Below are 14,061 nucleotides of genomic sequence, written 5' to 3'. Positions count from 1 at the left end.
CATGTGAAGGAGAGTTCCGTACTTGGCCTATCGGAATTCTTTTTCGGCAAGCCAGCGGTACTGGGTATGCCATGGCAAGTGGTTGATCCTCTCATAATCGCGCTACCTCTCTCGACCCTCACCCTGATTCTGGTGTGGTTCTTGGAGAAGCAGGGAATAATCCCTGGCAAGCAGGGTAGGGCTATCAGCGAGTAGTTGACCCAACAAAACTCCTTCCTTTCATTTTCCATTCCTTGAGCCAAGATGATGATCAGGATTCCATTCTGAATTCAAGAGATGAAGGTAAGTTTCTATACCAACCAACTCACTATTTCTCAGGGAGTACGATGTTTGAGAAGAAGTATGACCTCATAGTTATCGGCTCAGGCGCAGGGATGAACGTTGCCGCCAGGGCTAGGGGAAAGGATTACAAGGTGGCGTTGGTGGAGCACGGTACCATGGGTGGTACCTGTCTCAACCGAGGCTGCATTCCTAGCAAGATCATGATTTATCCGGCTGACGTGGTGAGGGAGATCGAACACGCCCAAAAGCTGGGAGTGAATGCAAGCATCAAGGACCTCGATTTCAAGTTGGTTCGCAAGAGGATGATGGATCTGGTGCTCGGGGACAGACACCAGATGGAAGAGGGAGTGGCTGAGGACGAGAGTCTTGACTATTACCATGAGACCGGGGAGTTCGTGGGCAAGCATATTTTGAAAGTGGGGGAGAAGAAGATCACGGCTCCCAAGATCATGATCGCATGTGGCGTGCGGACGAGGATTCCAAACATTAATGGTTTGCAAAAGACGGGATACCAGACATCTGAGACGATATTCGACATCAAGGACATACCAAATAGCCTTATCATCTTGGGCGGGGGTTACAAGGCCTGTGAGTTCGCTCATTTCTTCTCGACTTTTGGCACAAAGGTGACCATCGTGGGCCACAACCGCAGGCTAATTCCGAAAGAAGAGCCCGAGGCCAGCGAGCTGGTCAAGAACACCTTAGGTCGCTACATGGAGGTGCACACCAATAGGGATACAGCCGAGGTGTGGTCTGACTCCGGGGAGAAGGTCGTCGTTCACGAGGATCGTGACGTGGGGGAATCGTTGGAGTCAAGGGCCGAGGAGATTCTGGTCACAACAGGCGTGATAAGCAACGCTCCTCTCCTTCACCCGGAGAATACAGGCGTCAATCTGGATGACAAAGGGTACATCATCGTCAACGAGTACCTAGAGACAAGCCAGCCCGGGATATGGGCGTTCGGAGATGTTCTGGGGAGAACCATGTACAGGCATACCGCCAATTACCAGAGCGACGTGGCCTGGATCAACGCATACGGAGACATGAAAGTGAAGCTCGACGAGCATGCTGTTCCCCACGCGATCTTCACATATCCTCAGGTGGCAGGTGTTGGAATGACACTTGCAGAGGTCATGGAATCTGGACGTCCTGTGCTGGTGGGACACAGCAGTTACGACAGCACCGCCAAGGGCTATGCTATGGCCGACGAGGACAGTTTCGTGAAGGTCATCCTCGATGGAAACACGCTTGAGATACTGGGAGCCACCGTGGCCGGTCCCCACGCCGCAATACTTGTGCAGCCCATAGTCTATCTGATGAACTGTGGTGATCGAACCTACAGACCTCTGGCTGCAAGCCAGATCATCCATCCCGCGCTAAGTGAAGTGGTGGCTGCCGCGTTCGGCAAGCTTCACGATCCAAGGCACCATCATGAACACGAGCATCAGCATTGATTGCTGCAACGATCTAGAACTGAAATGAATTGTATCAACGCTTTCTTTCAGTCTGCTGGATGCGGGCCTTTCTCTTGAGAAACTGCTTGCCTGTGATCCCGCACAGGAATGGGATAGGTGGTAAGAGATAGAGGATTGAACCCATTAGAGCAAGTACCTTCTTGCCGGTCTTCATGACCCTTATCTTGGAAACGATGGGATCGTGCATGTCCGCCTCGCGGATAAGTCCGAGCATCGACTTGAGAAGTAGCACGTCTGAAGTCAGCACGACACCAATGCTCCAGTGGATGGCCTTCTCCAGGCGCCAGGCGCCACCCCTGACATCGGTGCTCTTCTTCAGAATGGATCTCCTGAGGTCCTCAGCGGTCTCCCCTTCGAAAAGAGTATACGCGTCTCCAATGGTGCTGAGAGTGTGGGAATCGCTTCCTCCCAGGTTGGCCCATAGCCTTTGATCGCTCCATTCGGAGGCCTTGTTGTTGGCATAGCCGTCGATGTGACCCGCGTTCAGAATCTCTATTCCGTCGATGTCCAGTTCACTAATTCTACTACCCAATGCGGGGCAGTGAAGGCTGAAGGGATGAGGGGCGATTACCAATCCTCCCTGTTCCCTTATCCTTCGGATCGTCTCTTCGATCGAAAGTCCAGAAGGAATTTCCTCGCTGAGAAACAGACCGATGATCTCGCCATCAACGGAAGTGATCTCCTCTCCGACCACGACATCGATGTCTTTGTAGGATTTGGCGTTCTCCTTTGCTATTAGAGCTCCCTCTATGGAGTTGTGGTCCGTTATGCAGACTACCCTGAATCCCATGGAGTGGGCCTTCTTGACCACGTCCTTAGGATCTGAGATGGACTCGGGGAACCGAAGCGGTCCGAGCTTCCCAACACCCGAGTACCGAGTGTGGACATGGATGTCGGCCCTCGACATCATTAAAGCATGTAACGGTTTATCTATTAAATACTAATCGTATTCTATTTGCGCTATCAAGAGTGACGATTGAATTTTTTGGGAATTCTCTAGGATGTTTTCGAAATTGACTGCTAGAACACAATATATGTCACCTACCAAACGATGAAGTATTCCTAAATCTCTCAATGGTCAGGGGGCGTTTTTTGATAGTCGCTGCTCTAGTTATCCTGGTAGGATTCGCCTTCGTCTACCTTGGTTCCAGGTGGATGGTGGATGGAGCAGCCAAGCTATCCATACTCCTAGGGATTCCGCCTTTCGTGGTGGGGATAACCATCGTTGCCTTCGGTTCGTCCGCACCAGAGGCCGCACTTGCCATCACGGCGGTTGCCACAGAATCGACTGAGATAGCACTTGGAGGGATAATAGGAAGCAACATCGCAAACATCGGTCTCGTGCTGGGCATCTCGGCCTTCTTCTGTCCGTTCATAATAAGGGAGGGATTGCTCACCCGTGAGCTGGGCTTCATGCTCCTATCCCTGATACTGATCACTTTAATGGCTATACTGGGGGGTTACACCTGGGTGGGAGGAATTCTGCTTCTAGCACTCATGGCGGTGTTCATGGGTCAGCTCCTTTACACCCTGATGAAAAAACACCCTGTTTCAGAAGAGGTACAGAAGGAGGAAGTCGAGAAGATCGAGGAGAAGATAATCACAGGTGGTAGGCTCAGGCAGATACTGTTCCTGATCATTGGTTTGGTGATACTCATCATGGGAGCTCAGGCCATCATTTGGGGCGCGGTGGAGATTGCCCAAGGTCTCGGGATCGATCAGGTCGTTATCGGTCTTACGACCATAGCCCTCGGCACCTCGCTTCCCGAGCTCTCCATATCCATAACCGCTGCCAGGAGATGCGAGTCCGCCTTCGTGGTGTCGAATATCCTTGGAAGTAACATCTTCAATAGCCTGTTCGTTCTTGGACTGGCGTCCTTGATTGGCCCCATATTCGTGCCCAGCGAACTGCTCTTCCTGGAGTTTCCGGTCATGCTGCTGTTGGGAGGGTTACTGGTTGTTATGATAGTCTGCAGGGGGTCCATCAGACGCCTGGAGGGATCCATCTTCCTGCTGGTGTACGCCACCTACATAGTACTTCTGGCGAGCAGAACGGGGCTATTCTGAAAAAATAAAAGGAAGGTGGCCCGCCTCAGCTCCTTAAAACCATGTCCTCGCCGCAGCAAACCAGGGTTCCACCCCCGGCCTCGACCACCTTTACAACGTTCCCGCAGACCTCGCACTCGTAAACTTCACCTACCTCAGTCAAGGTTGTTCACCGGGTTAGATACGATTCTGATGGTGTTTTTACCTTTTCCCCCGACCAAGAAGTTATTGTCCTTCCCAATCGACCATCCTTTCCCCGATAACCTGCCCGTATTCGAAGCACTGAGCCCTTTGTTCGTCACTGGGCCTGTACTTCATCTGGAGATCATCGAAGGGCATCACCAAGCCTCCCTTCTCCATGTGGTCCCTTAGCTCCTTCACAGCCCCTCCGCCCCATCCATAGGAGCCGAAGGCCGCGCCAAGCTTTCCTTTGGGTCTGAGCCCCTTCATGTAGGTGGCAACGTCTGCCATCGATGGAAAAAGGCAGTTGTTTATCGTGGGGGAACCCATCACAACAGCCCTAGCATCCAGAATCTCCTTCATGACCATGCTCCTGTCGGTGTCCGACATCCTGAAGACCAGGACCTCCATTCCCTTGGAGGCGATACCCTCCGCAATGTCCTCGGCCATCATCTTGGTGGAGTTCCACATGGTGTCGTACACCACCACCGCCTTCTCCTTGGTCACTCCATTCGCCCATGATACATATGAGCCAACGATATCCTGGATCCCGCTTCTCCAAATGAGACCGTGAGAGCACGCCAGCATCTTGATGTCAAGGTCCTTGACCTTTTCCAGTGTATTCAGGAACTTCTTGCCGAAGGGCATCAGGATATTTGCGTAGTATTTGGCCGCCTCGTACATGAGTATGCAATTATTCACCTCATCGTCGAACCTCTTCTCCGAGGCCAAGTGCTGACCGAAACCATCCATCGAGAACAGGATACCATCCTCCACAAGGAAGGAGAACATGGAGTCAGGCCAATGGAGCATGGGCGTTTCGATGAACCTAACGGTCCTTGTTCCAGTTTCGATCTCCTGGAGATCCTCCACCGCCTTGACCTTTAGCTTGGGGAAGTGCATGGAGAGGCCTTCCCTCCCCTTATTTGAGGCCAGGATTTCCGCCCCGCTCAAGTCCTGCATCCTCATCAGAGTTCCGGAGTGATCCATCTCCGTGTGGTTTGAGATTATCAGGTCTATCTCTGATGGATCTATTACCGAGGATACCCTCTCCAGAAGCTGGCTGAAGACCGTGGTCTTCACAGAATCGATGAGAATATTCTTGTTGTCAGTGATAAGGTAGGCGTTGTACGAACTTCCCCTGGGAGTGGTGTATCCATGGAAGTTCCTGAGATTCCAATCTATTGCCCCGACCCAATGTACATCTTCCGCTATCTCGTGAGCCTTCGTATTTCACACCCATAATAATGAGGGTAAGAGACACCCTTTATCCTTTACTCTCTTCCGGGCGTCTTTGACAGGTTATAATAATCTGAAACGGCTTGGTTGATTCGATGGGGATCATCGAGATCGTGGCCACCTTCATCAAGGACGTCATCCTTGCGCTGGGTTACCCTGGTATCGTCCTATTGATGGGGCTGGAGAGCATGGTCCTGCCCATTCCCAGCGAGGTGGTGATGCCGTTTGCCGGCTGGCTCGCCTTCGAAGGCGAGATGGATTGGATCATCGCCTCCATAGCTGGGACCATAGGATGCACCTTGGGGTCCCTGGTCGCCTACTATATCGGATACTACGGCGGACGTCCCCTGATCCTCAGGTACGGGAGGTACGTACTGCTGCAGGAGAAGCACCTGGATTCCGCGGAGAGATGGTTCAGGAAGTATGGAGCTACAGCGGTCTTCTTCACCCGCCTTCTTCCGGTCCTGCGAACATTCGTATCCATACCGGCCGGGATCGCTAGGATGAACGTGGTCACCTTCACGATACTTACCACGCTGGGATCGGCCATATGGTGTTTTGCTCTCACCTATGCGGGATATCTTCTTGGTCCGGATTGGGAGGCCATATTGGCCTTCTTCGAGCCATTCGAAGTGCTGATAATCGTTGCAGCTGTGGTGCTGGTCGTGTACTACTTCTTCTATTACAGAAAGAGAAATGTCAGCGAGGAATCAAAGGACGAGCCTCAGCTCGAATAGTAGTACTCGCCTTTCGACTTCTGCTCCTTGTCCAGCCTGGAATCGGGCTTGTTAATCCTTGGCCTCTGGGTGTCGTTGTCCCTGCGGAAGGTGACATCCACTTCTTTGAGGAACATGTTCATCCCAGTACGCATGTCGAACGGTCCTCTTCCTACACCACCCTCCCCCGGTTCACCCGAGAAGACCATCATGGAATCGGATACCATGTCCAAGAAGTAGGTGTCGTGATCTACTACCAGAGCGCTCCTCCCCCTCTTCTCCATGACTCTGCGAATGGTCTTGGCCGCGTTCATCCTCTGGCTTGAGTCCAGGTACGCCGAGGGCTCGTCAAGGAGATAGAGGTCTGCGTCTCTAGCCAGGCAAAGTGCGATGGCCACCCTCTGTAGCTCTCCGCCGGATAGAGTCGTCACGTTCTTCTCCAGCAGGTGTTTGAGGGAAAGAGGATGTTCGACCTCGGTCTGGAAGAATCCAGAATCGAAGAACTCCTTAACGTAGCAGTGGAATAGCTCCCTCACAGTGCCATCGAAATCGGGCGTGATGTACTGTGGTTTGTAACTCACCTTGATACCGCTCTCCAGCGTTCCAAAGGATGGTTCCAACACCCCTGCCAGTACTTTAACGAAGGTGGTCTTTCCTATGGCGTTAGGTCCCACAACTCCGACGGATTCGCCGATCTTGATCTCTCCAGGGTCGACCATGAGCGAGAAATTGGGGAACTCCACTCCAAAATTCCCGAACTCGATCAGAGTCGCGGTATCCCACTCACTCTTCGGAGGATGGGTGTGGAATTCGATCTTGTTGTCACGGAACCTGATGTTCTCCTCCCTGAGGTATCCGTCGAGATAGGCATTAATGGCGGTTCTCACCTGGCGTGGATGTGCGAACACCCCGAACGCCCCTTCAGATCCGTATACGAGGTACGTGTTGTCCGCTAGGAAGTCGAGAATGGCGAGGTCGTGTTCGATCACCATCACCTGCTTTTCCTCACTGAGTTTCTTTATGAGGCGGGCCACCTTCATCCTCTGATAGATATCCAGGTAGGACGAGGGCTCGTCGAAGAAATACACCTCTGCATCCTTCATGATGCTGGCAGCTAGAGCGACCCGCTGAAGCTCTCCTCCCGAGAGCTTCCCCAGCTCTCTGTCCAAAGCTTCCTCGAGGTCCAATAGCCCAGCGACCTGTCCGACTGTCATGCGCTCCTCGATCCTCTCCAGTAGCTCCCGTACATTACCGTTGTGCACCGAGGGCAGTTTGTCTACGTACTGCGGCTTCAACGAAGTGCGCACATCCCCGGCGAATACTCTCTCCAGGTAATCGTGGAGTTCGGTGCCACTGAAGTGATCAAGCACCTCCTCCCTGGTTGGTGGGTTTTCGTAAAGTCCAAGATTGGGGATCTCCGATCCGGAAAGCAATCCGATCGAGGTACTCTTCCCGATACCGTTGGGTCCGAGGATGCCGGTGACCATGCCCGATTTGGGCACTGGCAAACGGTATAAACGAAAACCGTTCTTGCTGTACTGGTGGACGATCTCTCCTTCCAGCTCGTCAGGAAGGCCAATGATCTTGACCGCATCGAACGGACACTTGTGAACGCAGATGCCACATCCTACGCAGAGCTCCTCCGAGATGTCGGGCTTCCCCTTCTCACCCAGCTTGACGACTTCCACTCCAGTCCTCACCTTGGGACAGTACTTGATGCACTCAAGGTTGCACTTCTTGGGTTGACATCGGTCCTTGAGCACCACCGCTATGCGCATATCTCCAGCAACAGCCAGGACACATTTAAAATTGATTGTCTAAACGAGGCGTATTCTATCCTCGATCTCTTCTACCAATGGCTCTATGTCCAGCTCGGCGTAACCAATGGAGTTAGCAAGCTCATCCAGACCGAAGCGACCGCCCCATGACCAGATCTCTGAGACGATATCCCTTGCGGCCGGGTGGGAGAACCATCTCTCACCGCACTTCTCCAGCAGAGCCTTTCGGAGCATTGCCTCAAGGATGAATCCCCTTAGGCGGTCGGCCGATCGGAATGGCACGAGTATATCGACCAAGCAGTCCTCTCTACTGTGTGCAACGTGCAGCTTCTCTTCCATGATTGAAGAGTACATATCATCGGCAGTGGAGGGGGAGCCCATGTTGACCCTCATCTCGTAAAGTAGGAGGGCGGCAAGTCTTCTGAGTTCGTAGATGCGGTGGAGGTAGAACAGCCTCTTGAACCGCACTATGTCATCCTTCCCGCCCTTTCCCTCAAGCCAGGGGCTGGTGGAGATGATTCTCTGGAGCAGCAGGCCGAATGTCTCCGGGATAGCAGGATCTCCCAGATAGCGGAACTCCACAGGCATGTCGGGAGATGTGCTCCCCATCTGGATCGCCTTTCCCGCCTCTCCGAAGTGATGTAGGTAGTCCAGGTATCCCCCGCTCGGCTCAATGAACAGGTAAACCTCATTCGGTATCCTGACCGGAAGGGCCTGCGGACCCCCACAGCCAGGACTGAGAAGTCGAAGGTTCCCAATCACACCGAGATTAGCCCCGAAACCCGAGAGGGCTGATGACAAGGAGTTCCATATCTGCCCGGCAGGGAACATGTCCGTGAATTCGTCCCCCCGGAGAAGATGGAGCATGTCATGTTGCTTCATCTCATCCATAGAAAGGGAGTCTGGCAGGAAGCTCTCCAGCATGTCCAGGTACAGCCCTTCGGTCCGGTCCAGTATCAGCTCGATGGTTTCGGTAAGCCATCCTATGTCAAATCCTCTTACCTCCAGCGATAGATCTACCAGGCCCTGATATCCAAGCTCCCGGCTCGCCTTGTGCAGTCCAACGAGCCGCTTCTCCAGTATGGGATTCAAGATCCATAGCATCTTCTCGCGTTGATGCCAAGCCCCCATTCTTTCCTCCCTGTCTGGTGATCGGGCAAAATAGTATCCGTCCGAGATCGTATGGAGTGGAGGCTTACAAGAAGAGAACTTTACCGTCCCCTTCTCCTCGAACAGATCTGACAGGTCGGAGACCATGGCCAGAGGGTAGTTCTTTTGAAGGAATTGCTGAAGGTATGCCAGCCTTTTCTTCTTCTCACCGGTCTCACGGTTTCGCCATTCGCCCAGGTCGGATATGAGAAAGAGATCGAACAGGTAAGCGTGGCGCTGGAACACAGAGAAGCTGTCGGTCGATTCCTTCTCCCCAATCGAGACTTGGAGCCTTTCCCTGTTCAATTCCCTGAGGAAACGCTCCGCACCTCCGCCCAGCTCTTCCAAGCTCTCACTCATGTGGGGTGCCTTTACGATATGTTAAGATTTATCGATTTCGATTAAAAAGCAGGATTGTATGTTCATTATGTATCCAGACTCCCAAAATAGAAGCATTAGCCTTAGAATTCAATTTCTTTCGGTCCTGGAATCCTTGAGTTACATCCCCAGCAGTTATATCCTACGTCCACGATTCGCAATCGGTATCGATGGCGAAATACGTGGTATGCACAGCATGGCCCTACTCCAATGGGGTCATTCATGTCGGGCATGTAGCCGGTTCACTCCTGCCTCCAGACATCTTCACCAAATTCCTTAGGATAAAAGGAAACGATGTCCTCATGGTCTCTGGTTCCGACATGCACGGAACCCCCGTCACTGTGAGGGCGGAGAAGGAGGGTCTCTCGCCCGACGAGGTTGCGGAGAGGTACCACCGCATGAACCTCAAGGCGATAGAGGACCTAGGCATCACATACAGCCTCTTCACCAAGACCCATACCGAAAACCATTTTGAAGTGGTACACGACATCTTCCTCAAGCTACTGGAGAAAGGACATCTATACAAGAAGCAGACCATGCAATACTACTGCTCGGACTGTGATAAGTTCCTTCCAGACCGATATGTCGAGGGAGTTTGCCCCAAGTGCAATACAAAGGCCAGGGGCGATCAATGCGAGGAATGCGGAGAGACATTTGAACCCGGTGATCTGCAGGAACCAGTTTGCATTCACTGCGGTACTATGCCCGATCTCAGGGAGACGGAGCACTATTTCTTCCAGTTGAGCGCCTTCCAGGACCGGCTTATAGAATGGGTTAGCGACAAGACCTGGTGGAAGCCCAATGTCCAGACATTCACTCAGAACTGGTTGGAGGATGGTCTAGAGGACCGCGCCATAACCAGGGATATGTCCTGGGGCGTTTCCGTTCCCTTGGAAGGATGGGAGGACAAGGTCATCTACGTATGGTTCGAGGCGGTCATAGGATATTTCTCAGCCTGCAAAGAGTGGTCCAAGCTCATAGGACAGCCTGACAAGTGGAAAGAGTACTGGAAGGATACAGAGGTGAAGCACTACTACTTCCTGGGCAAGGACAACATCCCTTTCCACACCATCATCTGGCCAGCGATCCTGATGGGTTATGGTGGTCTCAACCTCGCGTATGATGTGCCTGCCAACGAGTTCCTCACCTTCAAGGGGGACAAGTTCTCCAAGAGCCGCGGCCTCAACATCGACATCCCGAGTATCTTGGAGAACTTCGATGCGGACGTTGTTCGCTACTATCTCTCGGCAAATATGCCTGAGAACCGTGACGCGGATTTCTCCTGGGAGGACTTCGAGACCCGTACAAACAACGAGCTCGTGGCAACCCTGGGTAACTACTATCACCGTGTTCTGAGCTTCACGCACAAGCATTTCGGGGAGATTCCTCCCTTCAAAGGTACCGATGAGGAGAGGAAGAAGGTCATGGAGGAGATAATCTCCTATCGGGACGAAATGGACGAGAACCTCTCCGCCTGCAGTTTCAAGAAAGGCCTCAAAGCCGTCATGGACCTGGCCCAATTCGGTAACAGGTACTTCGATTCGGTAGCACCTTGGGCGTTGATCAAGGAGGACAAAGAGCGCTGTGGGACCGTTCTGAATCTTAATCTGGAGATCGTGAAGGCTCTGGCGGTCATGAGCTATCCTTTCCTTCCCTCCTCATCCGAGAGGCTTTGGTCCTTCCTGGGATTCGAGGAGAGCGTCATGGAGATGGGATGGGACATGATCGCCACCCCGATCAATGATGGGCAGTCTCTTATGATCCCCAAGCCGCTCTTCGCCAAGGTAATGATAGAGAGGGAGGATATGGTCTTCAAGGATTTCGAGAAGCTGGACCTCAGAGTGGGTAAGATCAAGTCGTCAAGCAACCATCCAGAAGCGGAGAAGTTACTGGTGCTGGAAGTCGATATCGGTGAGGACATCACATTGGTAGCTGGATTGAAAGGCTACTACGAGCTAGAGGATCTGGTAGGAAAGAAGATCGTGGTGGTATCCAACCTGAAGCCCGCGAAGCTGAGAGGCATCAGATCACAAGGCATGCTTCTAGCTGCTGACCAAGGAGATGACGTTGTGCTGCTCACACCTGCTGGCGACGCCAAGCCAGGTGAGCGGGTGAACAGTGGAATGTCGTCATCGTCCAAGAGATTGGATTTTCAGGAATTCCAGAAGCTCACTCTTCGCATAGGCACCGCTTCCGAAGGTAAGGCAGATGTGGGAAAAGATGTCTCACTCAAGGCACCGAATGATCTGGCGATGCCCAAGAAAGTAGCCCTGTTCATGCCCTCTCCCGATGCTAACAGCGCCCTCGCTCTGTACACTGAGGGAAGGGTGGCAATTACTATCGACCGTGATATTGGCAGCGGGGCAAAGGTCAGATGAGGGCTGATCTTCACATCCACACTGTATTCTCTGGAGATGCCGCACAGACACCAGCTCAGGTTCTAGAGAGGGCCAAGGAGATAGGGCTGGGAGCGGTGGCAATTGCAGATCACAATTCGCTTGAAGGCTCGTTGGAATCGGTGAAATTGGTCAACGAGATCATCGTTCTCAAGGCAATGGAGATCACTTCGAACGAGGGGCACATCCTGGCTTTCAACATATCTGAGGAGATCGAAAGAGATCTATCGACGGCTGAGACCATTGAGAGGATAAAAGAGGCGGGCGGGATCGCGATCGCATCACATCCGTACCGCATCTGGTCAGGATTGGGTGAGAAGGTCATCAGGGAGAATGATTTCGACGCTTTGGAGGCCCTCAACGGCCGCTCTTTAAGGGGGGCGAACGAGAAGGCAATGCGATTGGCGAATTCGTTGCATCTCCCGGTCATCGGGGGAAGTGACGCCCACACCCTAGATGAGATTGGAAAGGCTTGCACGGTCTTTCCTGATGACTGCCAGACGGCGGAGGATCTGGTATATTCCATAATCAAGGGAAGAACAGGGATCTGGGGCGAGGGCAGACCTCTTGGAGGATCGTTTTCTTACGGCACCAAGTGCATCGGAGAATGGTTAGGAAGGGGAATGAGAAGGCTTTAAAGGGCCTTTTCGAGTCGGGTTATCCTTTCCCTTGCCTCGCTCATGGCAGAGCCCACATCGCTGTCTGGAAGTAGGGCGATGGAGATCATGTATCTGGTACCGATGTTCGCGAGCACCAAGTTCCTCTCTGCAAGGCATATGATAATATTGTACAGGCTATCTTTCAGCTCGGAGGAAGTGGTCTCAGCAGCTCCCATGATTATGGCTGACATGGCACCGTAAGTCTCCTGATGCACTCCTGAAGGGGGGTCTCCCATGACGTACATGCCTCCCCTTGAAATCAAGGAAACATCAAGAACAGATTCCAGCGCGCGGATCTCATCCAAAATATCGCTCACTTTTGACCATTCAACCATGTTAACCCACGCTCTCCTCAGAGGATTCTAAACATGATTGAACCAAGAGAATAAAAAGCTTTTCATATAAAAATACAACACTGGATATCATGGATGAGAGGCTGATGTTGAACGATCAAAGCCTAGTCTGAACCTAGGAAATGTAAGTCGTATTCGACCTTCGATACTGCAGTATAATGTCCCCGATCAAATCGATGTCCAGGTTTCTATTATTTTTTATTCTCAGGCGGTAAAATATTTGTACTCAGTTCGGTGTAGCTGATATTCAGATGGCGGAGAGGAAGTTAAAGAGCCTTATGGGAAGTAAGAAGCGCAAGAAGGAGGCTTCGCAGATAGAGAAAGAAATGCTTCTTTCATTCAGGTCACCCATTCCCGCTAATCGACTTACTATGCAGAAGAAGATGGTCGACTACGGGGAGAGCGACCCCGAATTAACCCTCCTGGTTCTATTCTCCCACTATAACCACAAAGATACCAAAGTGGCCGACAGCGTACGTGACACCCTTGTAGAAATAACCAAGCGGAAGGAGGCCATGGTGGCTCTCCTTGAACTCATAATGCACCCGGACAGGGACATCAGACGGAACGCTTTCAAGTTCCTAGGAGATACCAAGGGCTTCCACTCCACTACCTATGTCTCGTTCCTTGAACAAACCCTAATCCTCATGGCCCTGTCAAAGAAGAAAGGCATCCCAGTGAACGACATCTCGGCACTGGTTGAGGTTTCGAGGAATGCCTACTTAGATGGAAGGACTATGGAGGCGATCAAGGATATAGCCACCTGCCTGGACCTGATCAAGCACCGCATACGCAGCGTGGAGCATCTGAAGAACTATCTGGTCGATGTGCTCAGGATGGCTCCTGAACTCACCAGGATGGGTGTCTATCCTGGAAATATCGAGGAGCCGATCAAGAGGGCCATCAGGGCCAGCAAGACCCGCGATTACAACGAAACCGGGACGATAATTGAGGGAAGGTCAAGAGAGTCCTTGATAAGGAAAGAGTTAACGAACATCGGGAAGACGATCAATAAGGTCACTGACACCAGGCCAAGCATGGAGCCAGTGGACATATCGGGAACTGATGTCTGGCTCCTTACCGCACTCCAGGAACTAATGAATATGGTAACCTCCTACACGATAGCTGGGGAGAACTCAGAGGCCATGGATACCATGGTGAACTTCCTGGGAGAGGACCTCAAGGATTTCTACCACGAAGAGATAGCCGAGAGGATCAAAGAGGGGGACCAGTCAGCCATATTTGGCCTTTATACCGTTGGCATAGTCTGCCTCAAGCTCACTGCATCATTGATTCCAGATCCGATTGAGAAGATATATCAGGATTACTTCAGACGTTACGAGGACGATCCTAGCATTCACATTGTCTTGTGGCCTGAGATCATCATGAAGATACTTGACACCGATTGAA

Annotated in this window: 13 protein-coding genes; 7 read left to right on the top strand and 6 right to left on the bottom strand. The window is 52.2% G+C overall.

Going from position 1 to position 14,061, the window contains the following annotated elements; genetic code table 11:
* Together GKC03_02785 and GKC03_02780 are read left to right on the top strand one after the other, a co-directional pair.
* Nucleotides 1–195: hypothetical protein (locus tag GKC03_02785; protein ID NYT11462.1), on the top strand; the 195-nt coding region annotated here is incomplete at its 5' end.
* A 131-nt stretch (nucleotides 196–326) separates the two neighbouring features.
* On the top strand, nucleotides 327–1,736 hold the full coding sequence (locus GKC03_02780; GenBank protein ID NYT11461.1) for a dihydrolipoyl dehydrogenase: 1,410 nt from the start codon (nucleotides 327–329) through the stop codon (nucleotides 1,734–1,736).
* A gap of 34 nt (nucleotides 1,737–1,770) precedes the next feature.
* Here the strand turns inward: GKC03_02780 and GKC03_02775 are convergent, their stop codons facing one another.
* Entirely contained in the window at nucleotides 1,771–2,667 is an 897-nt protein-coding gene (locus tag GKC03_02775; GenBank protein ID NYT11460.1) for a PHP domain-containing protein, read from the bottom strand.
* A gap of 182 nt (nucleotides 2,668–2,849) precedes the next feature.
* On the opposite strand from GKC03_02775, the gene GKC03_02770 reads away from it, so the two are divergent.
* On the top strand, nucleotides 2,850–3,824 hold the full coding sequence (locus GKC03_02770) for a calcium/sodium antiporter (protein ID NYT11459.1): 975 nt from the start codon (nucleotides 2,850–2,852) through the stop codon (nucleotides 3,822–3,824).
* Between the two features lie 25 nt (nucleotides 3,825–3,849).
* Here GKC03_02770 and GKC03_02765 read toward each other — a convergent pair whose 3' ends face one another.
* Together GKC03_02765 and GKC03_02760 are read right to left on the bottom strand one after the other, a co-directional pair.
* Complete coding sequence (locus GKC03_02765) at nucleotides 3,850–3,966, bottom strand: desulfoferrodoxin FeS4 iron-binding domain-containing protein (GenBank protein NYT11458.1); 117 nt, start codon at nucleotides 3,964–3,966, stop codon at nucleotides 3,850–3,852.
* 62 nt (nucleotides 3,967–4,028) lie between these two features.
* Nucleotides 4,029–5,198 (bottom strand): FprA family A-type flavoprotein, encoded by a 1,170-nt coding sequence (locus GKC03_02760; GenBank protein NYT11457.1) that lies wholly within the window; start codon nucleotides 5,196–5,198, stop codon nucleotides 4,029–4,031.
* A gap of 119 nt (nucleotides 5,199–5,317) precedes the next feature.
* Here GKC03_02760 and GKC03_02755 point away from each other — a divergent pair, with 119 nt between their 5' ends.
* On the top strand, nucleotides 5,318–5,959 hold the full coding sequence (locus GKC03_02755; protein NYT11456.1) for a DedA family protein: 642 nt from the start codon (nucleotides 5,318–5,320) through the stop codon (nucleotides 5,957–5,959).
* Here GKC03_02755 and GKC03_02750 read toward each other — a convergent pair.
* Complete coding sequence (locus GKC03_02750) at nucleotides 5,947–7,716, bottom strand: ribosome biogenesis/translation initiation ATPase RLI (protein NYT11455.1); 1,770 nt, start codon at nucleotides 7,714–7,716, stop codon at nucleotides 5,947–5,949. The genes GKC03_02755 and GKC03_02750 overlap by 13 nt on opposite strands.
* Before the next feature lie 39 nt (nucleotides 7,717–7,755).
* A complete protein-coding gene (locus tag GKC03_02745) occupies nucleotides 7,756–9,225 on the bottom strand; it encodes a hypothetical protein (protein ID NYT11454.1) in 1,470 nt (489 codons plus the stop codon).
* Nucleotides 9,226–9,413: 188 nt separating this feature from the next.
* Between GKC03_02745 and metG the strand changes: the two genes are divergently transcribed.
* Together metG and GKC03_02735 are read left to right on the top strand one after the other, a co-directional pair.
* Nucleotides 9,414–11,621: a methionine--tRNA ligase gene (gene metG, locus GKC03_02740; protein ID NYT11453.1), complete on the top strand. Its 2,208-nt coding sequence runs from the start codon at nucleotides 9,414–9,416 to the stop codon at nucleotides 11,619–11,621.
* Complete coding sequence (locus tag GKC03_02735; GenBank protein ID NYT11452.1) at nucleotides 11,618–12,277, top strand: PHP domain-containing protein; 660 nt, start codon at nucleotides 11,618–11,620, stop codon at nucleotides 12,275–12,277. Before metG ends, GKC03_02735 begins: the two co-directional genes overlap by 4 nt.
* Here the strand turns inward: GKC03_02735 and GKC03_02730 are convergent.
* Nucleotides 12,274–12,633 carry a hypothetical protein gene (locus GKC03_02730; GenBank protein ID NYT11451.1) on the bottom strand — a complete coding sequence of 120 codons (360 nt, stop codon included), beginning with the start codon at nucleotides 12,631–12,633 and terminating at the stop codon, nucleotides 12,274–12,276. The two genes, GKC03_02735 and GKC03_02730, sit on opposite strands and share 4 nt — an antisense overlap.
* A gap of 269 nt (nucleotides 12,634–12,902) precedes the next feature.
* Here GKC03_02730 and GKC03_02725 point away from each other — a divergent pair, with 269 nt between their 5' ends.
* Nucleotides 12,903–14,060, top strand: coding sequence for a hypothetical protein (locus tag GKC03_02725; GenBank protein ID NYT11450.1), 1,158 nt, complete (start codon nucleotides 12,903–12,905; stop codon nucleotides 14,058–14,060).
* Nucleotide 14,061: the final 1 nt, after the last annotated feature.

The organism is Methanomassiliicoccales archaeon (genome assembly GCA_013415695.1).
Taxonomy (GTDB): domain Archaea; phylum Thermoplasmatota; class Thermoplasmata; order Methanomassiliicoccales; family JAAEEP01; genus JAAEEP01.
Note: the sequence above shows the minus strand (reverse complement) of the source record. Positions and strands in the feature narration are given on the sequence as shown.

Coding starts and splice junctions, on each gene's coding strand:
- GKC03_02780 (NYT11461.1), top strand. CDS start 327: ATGTTTGAGAAGAAGTATGACCTCATAGTTATCGGCTCAGGCGCAGGG.
- GKC03_02775 (NYT11460.1), bottom strand. CDS start 2,667: ATGATGTCGAGGGCCGACATCCATGTCCACACTCGGTACTCGGGTGTT.
- GKC03_02755 (NYT11456.1), top strand. CDS start 5,318: ATGGGGATCATCGAGATCGTGGCCACCTTCATCAAGGACGTCATCCTT.
- GKC03_02750 (NYT11455.1), bottom strand. CDS start 7,716: ATGCGCATAGCGGTGGTGCTCAAGGACCGATGTCAACCCAAGAAGTGC.
- GKC03_02745 (NYT11454.1), bottom strand. CDS start 9,225: ATGAGTGAGAGCTTGGAAGAGCTGGGCGGAGGTGCGGAGCGTTTCCTC.
- metG (NYT11453.1), top strand. CDS start 9,414: ATGGCGAAATACGTGGTATGCACAGCATGGCCCTACTCCAATGGGGTC.
- GKC03_02735 (NYT11452.1), top strand. CDS start 11,618: ATGAGGGCTGATCTTCACATCCACACTGTATTCTCTGGAGATGCCGCA.
- GKC03_02730 (NYT11451.1), bottom strand. CDS start 12,633: ATGGTTGAATGGTCAAAAGTGAGCGATATTTTGGATGAGATCCGCGCG.
- GKC03_02725 (NYT11450.1), top strand. CDS start 12,903: ATGGCGGAGAGGAAGTTAAAGAGCCTTATGGGAAGTAAGAAGCGCAAG.